This window comes from Acidovorax delafieldii (assembly GCF_007993815.1).
GTDB classification, from domain to species: domain Bacteria; phylum Pseudomonadota; class Gammaproteobacteria; order Burkholderiales; family Burkholderiaceae_C; genus Acidovorax; species Acidovorax delafieldii.
In genome coordinates this window covers 183,155-201,147 of sequence record NZ_VJWE01000016.1, presented here as the reverse complement: position 1 = coordinate 201,147, position 17,993 = coordinate 183,155, and the positions used below count along the sequence as shown (strand labels likewise).

At 61.7% G+C, this 17,993-nt stretch carries 20 protein-coding genes; 10 read left to right on the top strand and 10 right to left on the bottom strand.

Features of this window, described 5'->3' with window-relative positions; genetic code table 11:
* Positions 1–95: 95 nt before the first annotated feature.
* From rplT to ATF69_RS18585, 9 genes are all read right to left on the bottom strand, one after another.
* The gene (gene rplT, locus ATF69_RS18625; protein ID WP_005795139.1) at positions 96–455 is read right to left on the bottom strand and encodes a 50S ribosomal protein L20; all 360 of its coding nucleotides are present in this window, start codon (positions 453–455) and stop codon (positions 96–98) included.
* A 26-nt stretch (positions 456–481) separates the two neighbouring features.
* A complete protein-coding gene (gene rpmI, locus ATF69_RS18620; protein WP_008904041.1) occupies positions 482–685 on the bottom strand; it encodes a 50S ribosomal protein L35 in 204 nt (67 codons plus the stop codon).
* Positions 686–868: 183 nt separating this feature from the next.
* Positions 869–1,477, bottom strand: a complete 609-nt coding sequence (gene infC / locus ATF69_RS18615; protein ID WP_082565022.1) for a translation initiation factor IF-3 — start codon at positions 1,475–1,477, stop codon at positions 869–871.
* An 80-nt stretch (positions 1,478–1,557) separates the two neighbouring features.
* Positions 1,558–3,477 (bottom strand): threonine--tRNA ligase, encoded by a 1,920-nt coding sequence (gene thrS / locus ATF69_RS18610; protein WP_146871903.1) that lies wholly within the window; start codon positions 3,475–3,477, stop codon positions 1,558–1,560.
* 527 nt (positions 3,478–4,004) lie between these two features.
* Positions 4,005–4,676: a hypothetical protein gene (locus ATF69_RS18605; RefSeq protein ID WP_167514371.1), complete on the bottom strand. Its 672-nt coding sequence runs from the start codon at positions 4,674–4,676 to the stop codon at positions 4,005–4,007.
* The gene (locus ATF69_RS23505) at positions 4,615–4,920 is read right to left on the bottom strand and encodes a glycosyltransferase (protein WP_146871901.1); all 306 of its coding nucleotides are present in this window, start codon (positions 4,918–4,920) and stop codon (positions 4,615–4,617) included. The genes ATF69_RS18605 and ATF69_RS23505 overlap by 62 nt, the downstream gene beginning before the upstream one ends.
* 96 nt (positions 4,921–5,016) lie before the next feature.
* Positions 5,017–5,358: a phytanoyl-CoA dioxygenase family protein gene (locus ATF69_RS18595; RefSeq protein ID WP_146871900.1), complete on the bottom strand. Its 342-nt coding sequence runs from the start codon at positions 5,356–5,358 to the stop codon at positions 5,017–5,019.
* Positions 5,359–6,032: 674 nt separating this feature from the next.
* Positions 6,033–7,364, bottom strand: coding sequence for an isocitrate lyase (aceA, locus tag ATF69_RS18590; protein WP_055402695.1), 1,332 nt, complete (start codon positions 7,362–7,364; stop codon positions 6,033–6,035).
* 252 nt (positions 7,365–7,616) lie between these two features.
* A complete protein-coding gene (locus ATF69_RS18585) occupies positions 7,617–8,039 on the bottom strand; it encodes a gamma-glutamylcyclotransferase family protein (RefSeq protein WP_146871899.1) in 423 nt (140 codons plus the stop codon).
* A 93-nt stretch (positions 8,040–8,132) separates the two neighbouring features.
* Here ATF69_RS18585 and ATF69_RS18580 point away from each other — a divergent pair, with 93 nt between their 5' ends.
* Positions 8,133–9,044, top strand: coding sequence for a DMT family transporter (locus ATF69_RS18580; RefSeq protein ID WP_244303769.1), 912 nt, complete (start codon positions 8,133–8,135; stop codon positions 9,042–9,044).
* A 76-nt stretch (positions 9,045–9,120) separates the two neighbouring features.
* On the opposite strand, the gene rraA is transcribed toward ATF69_RS18580, so the two are convergent.
* The gene (gene rraA, locus ATF69_RS18575) at positions 9,121–9,642 is read right to left on the bottom strand and encodes a ribonuclease E activity regulator RraA (RefSeq protein ID WP_056746458.1); all 522 of its coding nucleotides are present in this window, start codon (positions 9,640–9,642) and stop codon (positions 9,121–9,123) included.
* Positions 9,643–10,076: 434 nt separating this feature from the next.
* On the opposite strand from rraA, the gene ATF69_RS18570 reads away from it, so the two are divergent.
* From ATF69_RS18570 to hemP, 9 genes are all read left to right on the top strand, one after another.
* Positions 10,077–10,397, top strand: coding sequence for an SWIB/MDM2 domain-containing protein (locus ATF69_RS18570; protein WP_015014555.1), 321 nt, complete (start codon positions 10,077–10,079; stop codon positions 10,395–10,397).
* Positions 10,398–10,667: 270 nt separating this feature from the next.
* Positions 10,668–12,890, top strand: a complete 2,223-nt coding sequence (locus ATF69_RS18565) for a TonB-dependent receptor (RefSeq protein WP_146871991.1) — start codon at positions 10,668–10,670, stop codon at positions 12,888–12,890.
* A gap of 66 nt (positions 12,891–12,956) precedes the next feature.
* Positions 12,957–13,649: a Fe2+-dependent dioxygenase gene (locus ATF69_RS18560; RefSeq protein WP_056746460.1), complete on the top strand. Its 693-nt coding sequence runs from the start codon at positions 12,957–12,959 to the stop codon at positions 13,647–13,649.
* Between the two features lie 115 nt (positions 13,650–13,764).
* Positions 13,765–14,907 carry an alpha-hydroxy acid oxidase gene (locus ATF69_RS18555; RefSeq protein WP_146871897.1) on the top strand — a complete coding sequence of 381 codons (1,143 nt, stop codon included), beginning with the start codon at positions 13,765–13,767 and terminating at the stop codon, positions 14,905–14,907.
* Between the two features lie 136 nt (positions 14,908–15,043).
* Complete coding sequence (locus tag ATF69_RS18550; protein WP_146871896.1) at positions 15,044–15,316, top strand: (2Fe-2S)-binding protein; 273 nt, start codon at positions 15,044–15,046, stop codon at positions 15,314–15,316.
* Positions 15,317–15,419: 103 nt separating this feature from the next.
* Complete coding sequence (locus ATF69_RS18545; RefSeq protein ID WP_146871895.1) at positions 15,420–16,109, top strand: energy transducer TonB; 690 nt, start codon at positions 15,420–15,422, stop codon at positions 16,107–16,109.
* A 25-nt stretch (positions 16,110–16,134) separates the two neighbouring features.
* Positions 16,135–16,851 carry a MotA/TolQ/ExbB proton channel family protein gene (locus ATF69_RS18540; RefSeq protein ID WP_056063831.1) on the top strand — a complete coding sequence of 239 codons (717 nt, stop codon included), beginning with the start codon at positions 16,135–16,137 and terminating at the stop codon, positions 16,849–16,851.
* Positions 16,852–16,854: 3 nt separating this feature from the next.
* A complete protein-coding gene (locus ATF69_RS18535; protein ID WP_015014562.1) occupies positions 16,855–17,268 on the top strand; it encodes an ExbD/TolR family protein in 414 nt (137 codons plus the stop codon).
* A 294-nt stretch (positions 17,269–17,562) separates the two neighbouring features.
* A complete protein-coding gene (hemP, locus tag ATF69_RS18530; RefSeq protein WP_056746730.1) occupies positions 17,563–17,787 on the top strand; it encodes a hemin uptake protein HemP in 225 nt (74 codons plus the stop codon).
* Positions 17,788–17,993: the final 206 nt, after the last annotated feature.

The window sequence follows — 17,993 nt, the reverse complement described above, 5'->3', positions numbered from 1 at the left end:
TCTTGAAAATGAACAAGGGCTAGTGCCTTTTCAAGCCCTAGCCCTTGCTGTTATTGCGCAAGCAGCTATCAGAACGATAGCCGCTCATCGTGAACTCAAGCAGCCAGCTTGGCCTTGACTTGCTCCACGATGCTGCCAAAGGCAGCCTTGTCGTGCACTGCGAGGTCGGCCAGCATCTTGCGGTCGATCTCGATGGATGCCTTCTTCAGGCCGTTGGCGAACTGGCTGTAGGTCAGGCCCAGTTCACGGGCAGCGGCGTTGATACGGGCGATCCACAACTGGCGGAACACGCGCTTCTTGGTGCGGCGGTCACGGTAGGCATATTGCCCAGCCTTCATTACCGCCTGTTTGGCGATACGGAAGACGTTACCGCGGCGACCACGGAAACCCTTGGCAAGGGCGAGAACTTTCTTGTGACGGGCACGGGCCGTTACACCACGTTTGACGCGAGGCATGTATGTACTCCTTGTTCGTCAGTAAATTAAACGCCCATGCCGGGCAGCATCTGTGAAATCGAGCCCATATTGGTCTCGTGCACAGCAACCGCACCACGCAGATGGCGCTTGTTCTTGGTGGTCTTCTTGGTCAAGATGTGACGTTTGAAGGCTTGACCGCGCTTGACGGTACCACCTGGACGAACGCGGAAACGTTTTTTCGCGCTGCTCTTGGTCTTCATTTTGGGCATGTGAATGCTCCTTTTTCGTTGTGCTCGTGAGGCGTTTGCAAACCGATCTGCAAACTTGTTGGCCCCGAGCCACTTTTATCGAAAGGCTTTCACCTTCCGGTCGGCAGTGCTCGAAAGCCCCACCTTTTCAAACACCCCGCCCCTTCGGGCGTGGCGCTCAAAATCTGACACTGATTGGCAAACCTACGCCGCCGCACCCGTTGCAGGGGCCGCGCCTTCAGCCGCTGGCTTGGCCGCGGGCTTCTTCTTGCCCGGAGCAATCATCATGATCATCTGGCGGCCTTCCAACTTAGGAAACTGCTCAATGATGATGCTGTCAGCCAACTCGTCACGAATCCGGTTCAGCAAGGCCAAGCCGAGTTCCTGGTGCGTGATTTCACGACCGCGGAACCGCAGCGTGATCTTGCACTTGTCACCTTCCGCCAAAAAGCGGCGAATGTTGCGCATCTTGATGTTGTAGTCGCCATCGTCCGTCCCGGGGCGGAACTTGACTTCCTTGATCTCAATGACCGTCTGCTTGGCTTTGGCTTCTGCCGCACGCTTTTGCTCTTGGTACTTGAACTTGCCGTAGTCCATGAGGCGGCATACCGGCGGATTCGCCGTAGCGGCGATTTCCACCAGATCCACGTCCAGCTCACCGGCCATGCGCAAGGCCTCCATGAGGCTGACAACCCCCAAAGGCTCGTTGTCTGGCCCGGAAAGGCGGACTTCCGGGGCCATGATTTCACGGTTCAGGCGGTGCTTGCGCTCTTCCCGGTGGCGACGATCACGAAATTCAGTAGCGATGGCTATCTTCCTTGAATCAAAATGCTACAAATAAAGTAGCTACTTCCGCACAGTCCGCGAGCGGCAAAGCAGTTTTGTGTTCAAAATCAGGCTTTGGTGGCGATGTCACTAGCGATCAATTCAATGAACGCATCCACAGACATCACGCCGAGATCACGATTACCCCGGGCTCGCACTGCAACGGCGCCGGCTGCCTTTTCCTTGTCGCCTGCGACGAGGATGTAGGGCAGCTTTTGCATCGAATGCTCCCGTATTTTATACGTAATCTTCTCATTGCGCAGATCCAGGGCCACCCTAAGGCCTTGATTGGGCAGCGCTTTTTGCAGTTTTGCTGCGATTTCACGACAGTAATCGGACTGAGCGTCAGTGATGTTCAGCACCGAGACCTGCACGGGAGCGAGCCATGTAGGCAAGGCACCCGCGTGCTGCTCGATCAGAATGCCAATGAAGCGCTCCAAGCTTCCAACGATGGCGCGATGCAGCATGATGGGCCGATGGCGGGCGCCATCTTCGCCCACAAACTCTGCGTCCAAGCGCTCGGGCATATTCGGATCCACCTGAATCGTGCCGCACTGCCAGGGGCGCCCCAGCGCGTCCTTGAGCGTGTATTCGATCTTGGGACCGTAAAAGGCGCCCTCTCCGGGCAGGTATTCAAATTCGCAACCGGATGCCCTTAGACCCTCAGCCAAGGCGTTCTCGGCGCGGTCCCAGCTTTCCTCACTACCGATTCGCTTCTCAGGCCGTGTGGACAGCTTGTAGATGATGTCCGTGAACCCGAAGTCCTTGTAAACCTTCTGCAGCAACGTGGTGAACGCCACGACTTCGGACTGGATCTGGTCTTCGGTACAGAAGATGTGGCCGTCGTCCTGTGTGAAAGCACGCACGCGCATGATGCCGTGCAGCCCCCCGGTCGGCTCATTGCGGTGGCATTGGCCGAACTCGCCAAACCGCAAAGGCAGGTCGCGGTAGCTTTTAATACCTTGCTTGAAGATGATGATGTGCCCAGGGCAGTTCATCGGCTTGAGCGCGTAGTCGCGCTTTTCCGACTCCGTGACAAACATATTCTCGCGGTATTTGTCCCAGTGCCCGGTTTTCTCCCACAGGCCCTGGTCCAGGATCTGCGGCCCCTTGACCTCCTGGTAGCCGTTGTCGCGGTACACGCGGCGCATGTACTGCTCCACCTCCTGCCACACCGTCCAGCCCTTGGGGTGCCAGAACACTGTGCCAGGCGAGTGTTCGTCGATGTGGAACAGATCCAGCTCGCGGCCGAGTTTGCGGTGGTCGCGCTTTTCTGCCTCCTCCAGCATCGTCAAATACTGCTGCAGCTCATCCTTGGTGGCCCAGGCCGTGCCATAGACCCGCTGAAGCATCTCATTACGATGATCGCCACGCCAGTAGGCGCCTGCCACCTTCATGAGTTTGAAGAACTTGAGCTTGCCGGTGCTGGGCACGTGGGGGCCGCGGCACAGGTCTTCGAAATTGCCTTCGCGGTACAGGCTCACGTCTTCGTTGCTGGGGATGCTGGCAATGATTTCGGCCTTGTAGTGCTCACCCAGGCCCTTGAAATACGCCACGGCCTCGTCACGCGGCAGCACGCGGCGCACCACCGGCTCGTCCTTGGATGCCAGTTCGGCCATGCGCTTTTCAATCGCCACCAGGTCTTCAGGCGTGAAGGGGTGTTTGTAGGCAAAGTCGTAATAGAAACCGTTTTCGATCACCGGGCCGATGGTGACCTGCGCGTCAGGAAACAGCTCCTTGACGGCATAAGCCAACAAGTGCGCAGTAGAGTGCCGGATCACCTCGAGACCGTCTGCATCCTTGGCAGTGATGATGGACAGCGGACTGTCGGCCGTGATCTGGTAGCTGGTGTCTACCACCTTGTCACCGATCTTCCCCGCCAAAGCAGCTTTTGCCAGACCCGAGCCAATAGAGGCAGCCACTTCGGCCACCGTGACAGGGCCCGGAAATTCGCGCTGCGAACCGTCAGGAAGCGTGATGTGAATCATGGGAGTAACTCTTTCTTTTCAATCAGTGCAATGGGTGCGGGCACGCGCCAGGCCCAGGAAACAAAAAAGCGCGGAACAGGTCCGCGCTTTTTGGAGGTGTGTGCAATCTCGTGCAGGCGCGAACAGCCGGCCTCAACGGCCGGTCAACATCTCCGATGTAGTTCGCGGTGTCATAACCAGATTGCCTTTCTCGCTCTTATTCAATGAAACAGTGCTTCATTTTACCCTCGACTAGAAATCTGCATCCAAACGCTGCGCATTTACCTCTCTCGAATGGCGTTTGTGCTACAGAGTAATGTGTCGTCAACACCGCGCGCGAATCTGGCAAAGACCATCCGGGCGTGGAGCAACAGTCGCCTCGTCGGATTTCGGCACACTCGACAGCGATGAGTTTGCGATCCCCCCGCGTTTTGGCCCGATAGGTGCCGCGACCCAGAATCCGCCCCCCCCCCCCCGCACCAGAGCACACCGCGAATGCCACGCATATAACCACCTGCAGGCGAGAGCAAATATCAAGCCTCCTTCACTCAACGCCGCAACTTAGCGATCAGTCGGTGCAAGAACCCAGGGGACGCCCTGGGCGCGGTGTCGAACCAGTCGGCAACACTCCAAGGCATGGACACTCCATGGTCGCCGCGAAACTTCTCATCCTGCGCACTGCGTCCAACGTCGAATCCAGCTGACGCATCTACATCGGTGGCGTAAATATCGCGCCGTCGCCACAGGTCGGAATACCCACTACCACCGGCAACCCCGAAGTCCAACAGACCTGGCGACCCCATCCGCTTTCTTTTAACGGCAACGATCCCATCACGCAAGATCAAACAATGCGCCTTTTCATCGGTAGGGAGATCAATGTCTCGGGCTGCTCTCGCGACCAGGTCTTTGCCGACCAGACCCGCTACACCCGTGACAAGATCTTGGGGCTCGCACACCATGGCCAACGCCTTGCCAAAAAGCGCTGGCCCCGTGGGACACAGCGGTGTATTCCCATAGTAGCCGCGACGCACGTTAGCGCAGATCATCTGGATGGCAGCTTCGAAGACCTTGTGTTTAGGGGGAGCGGAAAACACGCCATTGCTTGTATCCCACGGCGACGACCACATGAAATCGCGGAACACGATTACACGATGTGCGTCAACGGGCAGTGAACGCAAAAAAAAAATACGAGAGATCTGCGTAGACACCGCCATGTTCATACATGACGCAGTAACGAGCCAAGTCCGCCTTGTACGCCAAAGGCTTCAGCTGCACAAAAGCGTTCACTACCTCCGAAGAGAATTTTTGCTCGATGAATGCCGTCAGCTCTTCCTGCCCAAACAACTTGTGAGGGATTCGGGGATGTCTCCTCTGGAACGACCGGATGTTTTCAAGGATCAGCGGTGGCAAGGGCTCCCCATCAGACAGCCCTGACGGACTGAGAAAAATACTGGTCAACAGCATTTCTCACCCGTCAGCCAGAAGTGCCCGAAGACCGCAGGCGATCAACATCCGTGCCCATCGCTATAACAGGTGCAGCTGCAAGATCTTCGGCATGTTTCACGGATGCGCCGCATCCCAATCCTGCAGCCTTGCAAAATTACCAATCTCCATTGCCCTTGTCAGCGACCGGTGGTGCGCACCCAGCACTGTGGAGAGCAAGATTTTCTGAGCGCCCCCAAGGTACACGGTCCTGGCCAGCTCTTCCTCCGACGAGCCGCAATGTGGCAGCCTGATATCCATCAAGATCACGTCTCCTGCCTCCACAACGAGGGACTGAATCAGCGCTGAGTCAGCGGGCTCGCTGGCGGAGTCCTTGTCGAGTGAACGCGGAACCACATGGGCACCGGGTACGACCTTCAGGTTTTTGCCAGCCTGCAAGTACACCAGCGCTTTGTACACGCCGCCGCCATCGGTCCCCCAACACAAATCTGTAGTGAGGTGATGCTGTTATTTCCCCCTCAGCAAATCCACATGCCACGCTTGTGATCGGTTGACGGTGATGTCGCTCAGACCGATTGATCGCGGCCTTCCCGCGCCTGATGCCGCACCCAGCACTTCCAGTATCTGTGCGTTTCCAGAGATCCAGGTGTGAAGCGGCTCCAGATCCGGATACCGATGAAAACCTGCAAGATGACGCGCCGATGGATGGGGACGTGTTTGCTTCAGAAAACCAAGGTTGCCCAAGACCAACGCCCTGGCCCACTCGACTTGACTCAACGGGAACAACCCCGGCAACACGACACATCCCTGCGCCCGAAGGGTCTCCGCTTTTTCCACTACCTCACTCGGGGTCATCCGCAATATCTTTCGATTAAAAGCCGCCAGGATCAACGGGTCATACACGCTTGCAAAAGCACCCTCTAGCGCAGCTCTGCTTCGCTTTGGTTCGATGTAACTCGAAATGGGGAGTGGCGCTTGGTGGTTATATCAGTCGGAGGAACAAAAGCACCCAATTCTGCATTCGCGCTGGAAGGACAGCACCTTTTCATGACGCCAGTTCACAACAAAAAAGCCCGGGGGTCGCCCGGGCTTCCAGCTTCCCCCTGCCGATAGGCAGAGGCTGAAACTCCATCTCAGTGGAACTGCTCTTCTTCGGTCGAACCCGTCAGGGCCTTCACGGAGGACGAACCGCCTTGGATCACGGTGGTCACGTCGTCAAAGTAGCCTGCGCCCACTTCCTGCTGGTGCGACACGAAGGTGTAGCCCTTTTCGCGTGCTGCGAATTCTGGCTCTTGCACCATCTCGGTGTAGTGCTTCATGCCTTCGCCTTGAGCGTATGCATGGGCGAACTGGAAGGTGTTGAACCAGTTGATGTGGATACCGGCCAGCGTGATGAACTGGTACTTGTAGCCCAGAGCCGACAGGTCTTCCTGGAACGACGCGATCTGCTTGTCGTTGAGGTTCTTCTTCCAGTTGAACGATGGCGAGCAGTTGTACGACAGCAGCTTGCCAGGGCAGGCAGCGTGCACAGCTTGCGCGAATTCACGGGCGAAGCCGATGTCTGGCACGCCGGTTTCGCACCACACCAGGTCGGCATAGGGAGCGTAGGCCACGCCGCGGCTGATGGCTTGTTCCAGGCCGTTCTTCACGCGGTAGAAGCCTTCTTGCGTGCGCTCGCCGGTCAGGAAAGGCTTGTCGTTGGCGTCGTGGTCGGACGTGATCAGGTTGGCAGCTTCGGCATCGGTGCGGGCCAACACGATGGTGGACACGCCCATCACGTCAGCGGCAAAACGTGCGGAGATCAGCTTTTCGCAGGCTTCTTGTGTAGGCACCAGCACCTTGCCACCCATGTGGCCGCACTTCTTAACAGCGGCCAGCTGGTCTTCGAAGTGAACGCCTGCAGCGCCCGACTGGATCATGTTCTTCATGAGTTCGAAGGCGTTCAGAACGCCGCCGAAACCGGCTTCCGCGTCGGCCACGATGGGCAGGAAGTAGTCGATGAATTCCTTGTCGCCGGGGTTGATGCCACGGCCCCACTGGATTTCGTCGGCGCGCTTGAAGGTGTTGTTGATGCGGCGAACCATGGTGGGCACCGAGTCGTACGCATACAGCGACTGGTCGGGGTACATGGTTTCGGATGTGTTGCCGTCAGCGGCGACTTGCCAGCCCGACAGGTACACGGCTTCGAGGCCGGCCTTGGCCTGCTGCATGGCTTGACCGGCAGAGATGGCGCCGAAAGCGTTGACGTAGCCTTTTTTGGCACCGCCGTTGATCTTATCCCAGAGCTTTTCAGCGCCACGCTTGGCCAGCGTGTGCTCGATGGGCAGCGAACCACGCAGACGCACCACGTCGGCAGCGGAGTAACCGCGCTTCACACCCTTCCAGCGGGGGTTGGTCGCCCAGTCTTTTTCCAGGGCTGCAATTTGCTGTTCGCGGCTCAGTTGTTCGTTGAGGGATTGGGGCATGAGATCACTCCAGGGGTTGGTTGAAAACGCCGGGCTGCTGTGTGCCGCCCTTGAAGACAACTTTAAGTCTTCTATAAGACTTGCGCAAGCTCTTATGTCTTATAGAAGAGATAAATTTTCTTCTTTCAAAACAACCACTTAACCACGTGATTTCTCAATACAGAAATTGATTTCTCATATCGAGAAAAATTGCGGCAATGCAACATCTATCGCATTCCACATCAAGAAATTTCACTTTCGTATTGTGATAATTCAAGCGGACGCAGTGCCAACTACCCTGAGCCAGTCGCCATGTTCGATCCGGCGTGCGCCCTCTGTGTATCGGGGATGGATCTCGTACACCAGACAAGACAGCCGTTGGCCCTCAACTGTCACCACGATCTCGCGCTTGAGGTATTCGTCGGTGGGGTGATCTCCGGTCAACCCTTCAATGGCATCCAGAACCTCCTCCAGCGCAGGCTCGATGGCGTACACCTCGCCACGCACCGGCTGATCGCCACCCAGCGTCATGCCCGGATACGCCCCCAGGTGAAACAACACTCCCGGCACCTGCGCAAAACCCACCCAGTGTGGCGCAGGCAACAAGCGCGTGATGTCATTCGACCCACCGCGGCGCAAGGTGCCGTATACAAACACATGGCGTGGGGTGCCAGCAGGCAAAGAAGGCTCGGGCATGATGCGCAGTCTTTTTTGATGGAACAGCGCCCCAGTCTAGTGAATACGCCCGCTCCCAGCCGCCCTTTCGCCTATTTGTGCCTGGCCCTCAGCATGTCGCTGGTGGGCAGTTATGTGGCACTCTCCAAACCCCTGGCAGCCGTGCTGCCCGTGCTCTTGCTGGCCTGGATGCGCTTTGGCATCGGGGGCATCGCCATGCTGCACTGGCTCAAGAAGCCCGCCAACGAGCCGCCACTGACGCTGCAGACCAAACGGCTGCTGTTCCTGGAGTCCTTTCTGGGCAACTTTCTGTTCACCATCTGCATGATCTATGGCGTGAGCCTGACCGACGCTGTCTCCGCAGGGGTAACCATGGCAGCCATTCCTGCAGCCGTGGCATTGATGGGATGGGCATTTCTGGGTGAACGGGTGGCGCCTCGCACCTGGATGGCGGTGCTCTGTGCGGTGATTGGCATTGCCCTTTTTTCACTATCAAAACCAGAGCACGCAGCGCATATGGAACCTGCGCTTGGAGCCAAAAACACTGCAAACGATGCCTGGTGGGGCCAATTGCTGCTGCTGGGGGCAGTGATTTGCGAGGCCGCCTACACGGTGATCGGCAAGAAGCTGACCGGCAGCCTGGGGCCCAAGCGCATCACTTCGCTCATCAACCTGTGGGGCTTTGTGCTGACGACACCGTTTGGCCTGTACCTGGCGCTGGACTTCCCGTTTGCCTCGGTGGGATGGGGCACCTGGCTATTGCTGCTGTTTTATGCGCTGGCCGCCTGCATGTGGACGGTGTGGCTGTGGATGACCGGGCTCAAGGCCGTGCCCGCTGCGCAAGGCGGTGTTTTCTCGGTCATGCTGCCGGTGAGTGCTGCACTGGTGGGCGTGCTGTTTTTGGGCGAGGTATTGACGGGCCTGCAACTGGTCGCCTTTGTCATTGCCCTGGCCAGCGTATTGCTGGCCACCCTGCCCTCGCGCGCGGCACTGCGCGTAGGGCGGCGGAGCGGCAGCGCCGACTGACTGGCCCTTCGGCAACCGTCTTCACCATCCCACCACGGGGACTGGACAGACTGGGCAGAACCAGAGAAGGCCGGACTCAGGCGTGCAAGGGCTGCGCACTGACCACGATGCCATCGGCATCGGCATACAGCCAGTCGCCGGGGCGCACAGGCACGCCCTGGATCGACACAGCCACATCGCGTTGCCCCTCGCCACGTCGCTCGGTGGGCAGCGGCATCAGCGCCAGCGCGCGGATGCCGACGGCTTCCGCGTTCAGCTCGGCCACGTCACGCACACAGCCGTCCACCACGATGCCGGCCCAGCCATTGCGGGCGGCGGCTGCCGCCAGGTTGCCGCCCACCAGGGCCCGGCGCAGAGAACCGCCGCCATCCACCACCAGCACCCGGCCCTCGCCTGCTGACTCGACAGCCGCCTTGACCTGGGTGTTGTCCTCGTGGCACTTGACGGTGGTGACGGGGCCCGCAAACGCGGCAACGCCCCCAAAGCTCTGGAACACCGGGGGCAGCACGCGGAACGCACCGCTGGTGTCGCCCTTGTGGACGTCACAAAAGTCGCAGGTGGCAAACGGCGTGAGGGGAAGAGGCGAAGCTGCAGCCATTCCAAGATCCTTTCAGTCAATCAGACGGTTTCAACAATCAAACCCGCACCAACGGCAGAGGCGAGCACGGACCCCACACCGAACGCCCCCTCGCTGCGGCACACGCCTGCGGGCGAGCCGCGTTCGTTGAGCGGCAAATCTGTTGTGCAAGATTGTGCTGCAGCAGCAGCCACCCCAGACGCGGTGCCCAACGCCGCACCCAGAAGATGCCCCCGGGAACCGCACTTGAAACCCGCCCTCTACCGCGTCTTTGTCAAGCCTGGCGCGCCTTGGCGGCCTATTGCTGCGGGGTGCGCGGCGCCACCGCTACAAATCGAGGCAAAAAAAGCCGTTTCTCCCTTGGAAACGCGTTTTTTTCCCATTAGCATCAGCCTGCCAGTGGGAAAGCGTCGTTTTCGCTGGTAAAAATTTATTCCCAACAAGGACAACCCAACATGGCAACTGCAAAAAAAGCTCCGGCAACCACAGCCCCAGCAGCCAAGAAGGCCGCTGCACCCGCCAAGAAGCGGACCCCTAACGCCGCTTTCATGAAGGCGCTCACGCCCAGCCCCGCGCTGGCCGCTGTGGTGGGCTCGGCACCTCTGCCGCGCACGGAGATCATCAGCAAGCTGTGGGTCTACATCAAGGCCAACAACCTGCAGGACGCCACCAACAAGCGCAACATCAACGCCGACGCCAAGCTCAAGGAGCTGTTCGGCAAGCCCCAGGTCTCCATGTTTGAACTGGCTGGCCTGATCGGCAAGCACGTCAAGTAAGCCCTGGCGCTTTGCGACCCGCGTCGCACCCGTAAAAGAACCGGCTCTGCCGGTTTTTTTACGCCCATACCCTGTCGAAGTGTGGCGCGCCCGCATCAATGCAAATGAGAATGACCCGCATTTGATGTAACATAAAGCTGCACGACGACGCACAGCCATGTTGATCTAGCCACTGCCTCTCGCCTGCTCTTGGTGCCCCTGCGCGCCACCTGCACACCCCTATTGACGGAGGCCCTCTTGGCTAAATCTCGCGCCCAGCGCCGCAGCGGCATGCTGCGTTCTTCTCCCGCATTCGTTGCTTCTCCCGCCACCCTGTCGCCCCAGGCTTCGCAATCCGACAGGGCCTTGCTGCCACTGGGCGCGCTGATGCTGGCCGCCTCGATGGGCGCCATGGCGCAGACCGGCACGTCCGAGACCACCCTGTCCACCGTGACGGTGAAGGAAGCCGCTGAAGTCCAGGGCAAGGACACCCTGCTCATCAAGAAAACCACCGTGGGCAAGGGCAAGCAGGACATCAAGGACATCCCCCAGTCCGTGACGGTGTTCACCGAAAAGCTGATGAACGACCGCAACCAGGACGACTTCCGCGAAGTGCTGCGCACCACGGCGGGCGTGACCTTCCAGTCCGGCGAGACTGGTGAAGAAGACGTGCGCCTGCGCGGCTTCTCGCTGGGCCTGGCGGGCGACATCTATGTGGACGGCATGAAGGACGCCCCGTTGATCGAGCGCGACACCTTCAACAACGACCGCATCGAAGTGCTCAAGGGCTCGGCCTCCATGCTGTTCGGCAAGGGATCGACCGGCGGCGTGGTCAACCAGGTCAACAAGTACCCGCTGCTGATCGACCAGCACGAAGCCGGCTACACGCTGGGCACCGGCAAGTACCACCGCGCCACGGGCGACTTCAACTGGGTGACGGGCGAGAACTCGGCCTTCCGCCTGAACGCCATGGTGCAGGAGTACGACAACTACGGAGCCAAGCAGGACAAGCGCGGCATTGCACCCACCTTTGCCTGGGGCATCGGCACGCGCGACGAGTTCTCCGTCGGGCTGTACTACCTCGAATCCAAGGGCCGCCCGCTCTACAACCACCCCTGGCGCCTCTCGGCCGACGGCAAGATCAACATGCCGCTGGAAGCCGGCAAGTACTACGGCCTGGCCAGCGACCACAACGACACCACATCGCAGTACGTCACGCTGGGCCACATCCACCGCTTTGACGACAGCGGCGAGCTGACCACGCGCCTGCGCTACGGCAAGTACGAGCGCGACCTGCTGGCCAGCACCATCGGCTTCCAGAACAGCGCCATCACGCTGGACCAGATCAACAGCAACACCGTGCTGACCCGTGGCTCCAAGGGCCGCGTGGGCGAGAGCAATGTGCTGCAGGTGCAAAGCGACTACAGCAACACCTACAACTGGGGTGGCAAGAAGCACGCGGTGCTGACCGGCGTGGACTACTACGACGACGACGCCAAGCGCAACCAGAACTACGCCAACACCACCACCCGCCCCACCACCACGGTGGGCACGCCCAACGACGGCGCGTGGGTGGCCGACGGCCGTGCGCCGGTGCAGTGGAACACGTTCACATCGCGCAACCTGGGCCTGTACTTCCAGGACACGGTCTCGCTGAGCGACACGCTCAAGCTGGTCGGCGGCCTGCGCTACGACAACTTCCGCGCCGCGTACCACAACGCCGCAGGCAGCCTGAGCAACTCGCGCTCCGACAGCCTGTTCAGCCCCCGCGTGGGCATGATCTTCCAGCCTGACGAGCTGACCTCGTACTACCTGTCGTACGGCACTTCGTACAACACCTCGGGCGACACCTACCAGTTTGGCAACCCCGGCACCACCACGGCGCGCACCGCCAACACCGATCCAGAAAAGAGCCGCAACATCGAAGTCGGCGGCAAGTTCGAGCTGTTCGAGCGCCGCGCCCTGCTGGGTGTGGCCGCCTTCTACAGCCAGAAGTACAACGAGCGCAACACCGACCCCGACACCGCTGCCGCGCAAGAACTGCTCTCGGGCAAGCGCCACGCCACCGGCATGGAGTTCAACCTGGCGGGCCGCCTCACGCCCCAATGGGAACTGTTCTTCAACCACACCTGGATCCCGTCGGCCAAGATCGACAAGAGCAACGTGGTGCTGGCCTCCAACGGCGGCGGCGCGCAGGTGCAGGGTGACCGACCCGGCCTCACGCCCAAGCACAGCGGCAGCGTGTGGAGCACCTACGCCGTCACCTCCAAGCTGCGTGTGGGTGCTGGCCTGACATACCGCGCCAAGCAGAACCCCGAGGGCTCGCGCGCCGTGTACGCCAGCGGCTTTGCCGTGGTGGACGCCATGGCCGAGTACGCGTTTGACGACAAGACCTCGCTGAAGCTGAACGTGAGCAACCTGTTCGACCGCACGTATGCCGAAGGCCTGTACCGCGGCTTCTACACGCCCGGCGCCCCGCGCGCTGTGCAGCTGACGCTGAAGACACGCTTCTGACGCACCTCTGAAGTCCCTCGCATGAACCGGCCCCGGCACTGCCCGGGGCCGGTTCACAATGGCTCCATGTTCCTGCACATCCAAGACGTTCTCACCGCCGACGAGGTCGCGTTCTTCCGGCAAAAGCTCTGGGCGGCCGACGCCCCCTGGGTGGACGGCACCCGCAGCGCGGGCGGCCAGGCGGTGCACCAGAAAAACAACCTGCAGCTCGCACAAGCCAGCGAGCTGTCCGCCCAGCTCCAGGGCCTGGTCAAGGCCGCGTTGAATCGCAACGCCCTCTTCTTTTCGGCCGCACTGCCGCGCCGCATCTACAACCCGCTGTTCAACAAGTATGGCGATGGCGCCAACTACTATGGCAACCATGTGGACAGCGCCGTCATGCACTCCCGCGCCGACAGCTGCTGGGTGCGCAGCGACCTGTCGTGCACGTTGTTCCTCACGCCGCCCGACGACTACGACGGTGGCGAGCTGGTGATTGCCGAAGCCCTGGGTGAGAAGCGCATCAAGCTGCCTGCGGGCGACATGATCCTGTACCCCAGCAGCACCGTGCACCAGGTCGCGCCGGTCACGCGCGGGCACCGCGTGAGCAGCTTCTTCTGGGTGGAGAGCATGGTGCGCGGGCTGGAGCAGCGCCAGTTGCTGTTCGACATGGACATGGCCCTGCTCAAGCTGCGCCAGACCCACGGCGACACCGACCCGTCGGCCATCGCGCTGTCGGGCACGTACCACAACCTGCTGCGCATGTGGGCCGATGTGTGAACCGCAGGCCTCTACCCCACTGCTGTGATCGGGGTATGAGGCACCCTCACAAAAACTATTATTTTGATAGCACCCAGCGCATGATCCACTAGCGCTTGGTGCTATTTTTGTTTGTATGACCCAATTTCCTGCACGCCACACCATCCCCCCGGGCCTGGTCACCCTGGCCGACCACGAGCAACACGCACGCACGCAGCTGGACGACAACGCCTGGGCGTACTTCAGCGGCGGCGCGGCCGACGAGATCAGCCTGCACGCCAACCGCAGCGCCTGGGACGCCCTGCCCCTGTGGCCCCGCGTGCTGCGGCCGCTGGCGGGTGGGCACACCCGCGTGCCCCTGCTGGGCCGCACGCTGGCGCACCCCATCCTGCTCGCACCCGTGGCCTTCCAGCGCCTGGCGCACCCCGACGGCGAACTGGCCATGGCCTATGCCGCAGCGGCGCTGGGCGCGGGCGTGGTGCTCAGCACCCAGGCCAGCGTGTCGCTGGAGAGCGTGGCCCAGGCCGTCCTGCCCGACCCGGGGCGCGGCCCGCTGTGGTTTCAGCTCTACCTGCAGCCGGACCGGGGCTTCACCCAGGCACTGGTGCAGCGTGCCGAAGCGGCTGGCTATGAGGCCCTGGTGCTCACGGTGGATGCCCCCACCAGCGGCGTGCGCGACCGCGAACGGCGCGCGGGCTTTCGGCTGCCGCCCGGCGTGGGCCCGGTCAACCTGGCGGGCCTGCAGGCACCCGCCCCTTCCGCATTGGGCCCCGGCCAGAGCGCCTTGTTCGACGGCCTGCTCCACAATGCGCCCACGTGGGACGACATCGCGTGGCTGCAGTCCATCACCCGGCTGCCGGTGCTGCTCAAGGGCGTGCTGCACCCCGCCGACGCGCGCCAGGCCGTTTCGCTGGGCGCTGCGGGCCTCATCGTGTCCAACCACGGCGGGCGCACGCTGGACACGGCCCCTGCCACCGCCACCGCGCTGCCCCGTGTGGTGCAAGCCGTGCAGGGCAAGGCGCCGGTGCTGGTGGACGGCGGCATCCGGCGCGGCACCGATGTGCTCAAGGCCATGGCGCTGGGCGCCTCCGCCGTGCTGGTGGGCCGCCCAGCCGTGTGGGGCCTGGCCAATGCAGGTGCTGCGGGCGTGGCCCATGTGCTGCGCCTGCTGCGCGACGAGCTGGAGGTCGCCATGGCGCTGACCGGCTGCGCCACGCTGGCAGAGGCCACGCCTGCGCTGCTGGAGGGGCAGGACGGAGCCCCATCGGCCCCAGGCTAAAGCGGGAGTATCGGTAACCCGCCAGAGACAGGTATCACCTTCCCCCTGTCGGCAGGAATGATTTATTGCAAATGCGATAGATTCGTATTTATAATCTCAATCATCCTTTCAACAGCCAGCCACACTGCCTGCCGCCATGATCGTCTGTGTTTGCCGCCGGGTTTCGGACCGTGAGATTGCCCGCCATGCCCGTGCTGGCATGAGCTTCGATGAGATCCAGTTCGAACTGGGCGTGGCCACCCAATGTGGATGCTGCGAAAGCTGCGCCCGCGACGTGGTGGCGCAGTGCAGTGTCTCGAACCCGGTAGCCGCCTTGCGCAACGATGCGGCGCCGCAGACGATCCAGCTTGCCAGCTCCATCCTGGAAAGCACGTCATGGAACTCCTCTCTACCCTCGCAGGCAGCCTGATCCTGGTCGCAGGTTCGGCCTGGTGGATCTTTCGCAAATAATCCGGGTTTACCCGGCAACGTCCGCCCTATGCTAGGGGCGGCGCTGCCCTTCCTTTCTTTTTATGTCTCACCCTGATCGTTTCGCCCCCCCTGGCGGTGTGAGCCGCAATGCCGTGATCGTCGGCTCCGTGGTGGCGCTGCATGTGGCGGGCATCTGGGCCCTGCAGTCCGGCCTGGTGCGCAAGGCGGCCGAGGTGATCGTGCCGGCCGAACTGCTCAGCGAATTCATCGCGCCGCCCGCCCCGCCCAAGGTCACCCCGCCGCCACCGGCACCACCGCCCCCTCCCAAGCCAGCGCCCAAGGCCGCGCCGCGCCCGGCACCGATGCCCGTCGCCATTGCCGACCCCACGCCAGCGCCCAATGCCCCCACCGGCATCACCACGCCCCAGCCGCCCGCCCCGCCCATCGAGGCCCCCGTGGCGCCCCCGGCCCCCGCGCCTGCGCCACCGGCGCCAACCGCACCACCCAAGATCGAGCTGCCGTCCAGCGACGCGGCCTATCTCAACAACCCCAAGCCCAGCTACCCCGCCATCAGCAAACGCATGGGCGAGCAAGGCAAGGTGGTGCTGCGGGTGCTCATCGGCACCGATGGCGTGCCGCAAAAGGTCGAAGTCAACAAGTCCAGCGGCTTTGACCGGCTGGACCGCCAGGCCCAGGACGCCGTGATGCGCTGGCGCTTTGTGCCCGGCAAACGCAACGGCGTGCCCGAGGCCATGTGGAACCTCGTCCCCGTCAACTTTGTTCTCGAATAAACCAATCACCGCTCAGGGAGTTTTCATGGAATCGCAATTCGGCATCGCCAACGTCTGGATCCAGGGTGACTTTGTCACCCGCGCCGTCGCCATCCTGCTGCTGGCCATGTCGCTGGCCTCGTGGATCGTCATCCTCATCAAGGCACTGGACATCATCAAGTTCAAAAAACACGCCCGCGCCGCCCAGGACTTCTGGCACAGCGAGGACTTTGCCGCGGGCTTGACCAAGCTGGGCGCCGACCCGACCAACCCCTTCCGCCACCTGGCGCTGGAAGGCCGCGAAGCCACCGCCCACCACCGCAACACCAAGGCCCACCTGCACGACAGCCTGGACGTGAGCGACTGGGTCACCCGCTGCCTGCGCAACTGCATCGACGAGTTCACCGCCCGCCTGTCCTCGGGCTTGGCCATCCTGGCGTCGGTGGGCTCCACCGCCCCGTTCATCGGCCTGTTCGGCACCGTGTGGGGCATCTACCATGCGCTGCTGGCCATCGGCACCTCGGGCCAGTCCACCATCGACAAGGTGGCCGGCCCCATCGGTGAAGCGCTGATCATGACCGCGCTGGGCCTGGCCGTGGCCATCCCGGCGGTGCTGGGCTACAACGCGCTGGTGCGCGGCAACAAGTCCATCTTGAATGGCCTGAACAGCTTTGCCCATGACCTGCACGCCTACTTTGTGACCGGCGCCCGCGTGAACGCTGGCGAGCCCGGCAAGGTGCTGCCCATGAAGAAAGGCGGCTAAGCCATGGCCTTTGGAACCCAAGACGACACCGATGACGTGATGAACGAGATCAACATGACGCCCCTGGTGGACGTCATGCTGGTGCTGCTCATCATCTTCATCATCACCGTGCCGGTGATGAAACACGCGGTGAACGTGGACCTGCCCCGCGCCACCAACCAGCCCGAAAACGTCAAGCCCGAGACTGTGCGCCTGTCGGTGTCGGCCGATGGCAAGTTCTTCTGGAACGAGTCCCAGGTGTCGGAAGAAGAACTCTTCCCCCGCCTGCAGGCCGAAGCCGCCAAGGAGCCCCAGCCGGACCTCCACATCCGTGGCGACAAGAACGTGCGCTACGAATTTGTGGCCCAGGCCATGGCGGCCGCGCAACGCGCTGGCGTGCGCAAGATCGGGTTTGTAACCGACCCGCAGGGCCAGTAAAGACACGGCGAAAGTCACCGGCCCGGTCCCTGCCCATCTTGGCCAGCCCACCCGTCGTGGGCGCGCTAGCAGGCACCAGGGAACGCAGGGCCCGTGCAGCGGGCTCGCAGCCCCCTGCACTGCGCCCAGGGCGCACGAACCCTTGCCCCGCGCCCCAGGGCGCTGCTCAAAGCCTCGCCCTTGCATCGGATGCAGGGCGGAACCAAGAACAAAAAGAAACACACCGTTCGCTTGACTTGTAATTGCGAATCGTTATCATTAACAAAACGCACTGCAATGACCCAGGAAAACTCCATGCAAGCCTCCCTGACCTCCGCCCCGCTCCGCCGCGCCGCGCCGGCTGACTCCGCAGACGCCTCGGCATCTGGCGAGGCCCCGTCGTCCGGTGCGCATTGCGCCACTGCTGCACTGGACAGCAGCGTGCTGCTGCAAGGCCACAAGACCGTCGCCATCAGCCACAACGGCTCGGTGTACCGCCTGCAGGCCACCAAGCTGGGCAAGCTCATCCTGACCAAATAGTTTCATCGTGGGGCGACTCCCGGGCTTGCAACAAGCTCGCAAGGGTCGTTTTTGCCAGCCAACGGGTTTGCTCCCGCGTAGCCAGGCTTTTTTTGCTGCCCCCGACCCTGCCAACAAAAAACCGGCCCACAGGCCGGTTTTTTCATGCTCACAGAGGGTTTTGAAGCGTTTTCAGCCCCATGCGCTGGTGGAACATGCGCTCGAAG